The sequence below is a fragment of the Pseudonocardia bannensis genome (genome assembly GCF_012911875.1).
GTDB classification, from domain to species: Bacteria; Actinomycetota; Actinomycetes; order Mycobacteriales; family Pseudonocardiaceae; genus Pseudonocardia; species Pseudonocardia bannensis.
In genome coordinates this window covers 1-1567 of record NZ_JAAXKZ010000258.1, presented here as the reverse complement: position 1 = coordinate 1567, position 1567 = coordinate 1, and the positions used below count along the sequence as shown (strand labels likewise).

Sequence of the window (1567 nt, the reverse complement as noted above, 5' to 3'; positions counted from 1 at the left end):
AGCTTGATCTTTAACCTGCGCGCTGTTGCCGGGCGGTCATGGTGAGGTCGCGTTTGACGGTCTTTCCGACGTCGTAGCGGGGTGCCGGGGCGTGGTTGCGGGAGCCGGGTGGTCGTCCAGGGCCGGGGCGCGCGGGTTTGGGCGCCCGGGCGGGAAGGACGGTCCGCGCGCGGAGGTTCCGGAAGCTGCGGCGGACCCGGGCCGGGGTCAGCCGGCCCGGCGGGGCGGGCTTCTCCCACGGTCGGCGGAGGTCCTCGGCCAGCGGGCGGGCGAGGCGGAGTTGGGCGTGGGCGGCGATAAGGAGCCAGGTCCAGCGGTCGGCGGCCTGGGGGCTGCGGATCTTCGGGGCGGTCCAGCCAAGGGTCTGCTTGAGCAGCCGGAAGGTGTGCTCGAGGTCGAAGCGACGCAGGAATGACTGCCACCAGCGGTCGACGTCGGCCGCGGTGGCGCCGGTGGTCGAGGACCACAGCCAGACCGGCTTAGGGCCACGATCCCCGGGCAGGTGCTCGACCTGCAGCCGGATGAGGGTGCCCTCGATGACGGGCAGCGCGCCATCGTGGTCGAGCCAGCAGCCGCGATGGGTGAGCCGGGGATGGAGCCGGTCCCAGCTGGTGGCGGTCGCGGTGCCGTAGCGGGTGGTGTCGGTGATCGTGACCTGGGCCGGTTCGGGCCAGGTGGCGGGTTTGTCCAGGGCGAACTCCGGCCCGTGCTTGGGTGGGCGCCCGGTGCTGCCGGGCACTCGGGGCGGCTTCGGTAGCCGCAGCACCCGGTCGGAACGGATCCGGCCGAGCAGCTGGACGGGTAGGTCGGCCAGGACGAACGCGAGCCGGGTGATGTCGTAGCCGGCGTCGGCGACGATCAGGATGTCGGGGTCACCGTGCCGCCAGTGCCCGGCCGCGGTCAGCCGGGCGACGACCGCGCGGAGTTGGTCGGCGGTCACGGCGGTGGCGTCGTCGGCGGGCCCGAGGCGGACCGCGTCCAGCAGCGCGGTCCATGAGGTCCGACCCGGTTCCAGGGCGGCGACGAACGAGTACGGCCAGCCCGGGATGAGCTGCGAGGTGTTCTTCGCCCGGCCATAGACGTGGCAGAACAGCCGCTCCGCGCTGGTGGAGGCGTCCGAGCGCAGCCACGGGCTGACGTCGACGGCGAGCACGATCCGGCCATCCGCCGCCCTGGGCAGCGGCAGCGACGCCAGCGTCCGGCGGACCCGCTCCGGCTCAACACGGCCGTGGTTCAGCGCGTCATACATCGCCCCGTGTCCGCGGCGGTGCTCGGCCACCAGGGTCAGATCGACCAGCGTCGTCACCGGCCCATCGGCACACAACACCGCGTCGGTCAGCTCGAACAGCGCATCGGCCCGCGCGGTCAACGCCGCGTAGAACTCACGACGAAACCGGGCGAGCTCCCCCAGCGCGGCCACCCGAGCTTGATCGTGCACACTACCCACCGCAGCCCTTGTGTTGATCTTCTTCCTTCGTCAGAAGCATGATCAACCAAGGGCTGCACTCGTGATCACCCGGGGGCAGCGCCAACGGCACCGACGGCCACGAAGGTTAAAGGACAAGCT

General features: G+C 71.8%; 1 protein-coding gene. It reads right to left on the bottom strand.

Annotation, left to right across the window (positions count from 1 at the left end):
* Positions 1 to 10: 10 nt before the first annotated feature.
* Positions 11 to 1438: an NF041680 family putative transposase gene (locus HF519_RS30045; protein ID WP_312860436.1), complete on the bottom strand. Its 1428-nt coding sequence runs from the start codon at positions 1436 to 1438 to the stop codon at positions 11 to 13.
* Positions 1439 to 1567: the final 129 nt, after the last annotated feature.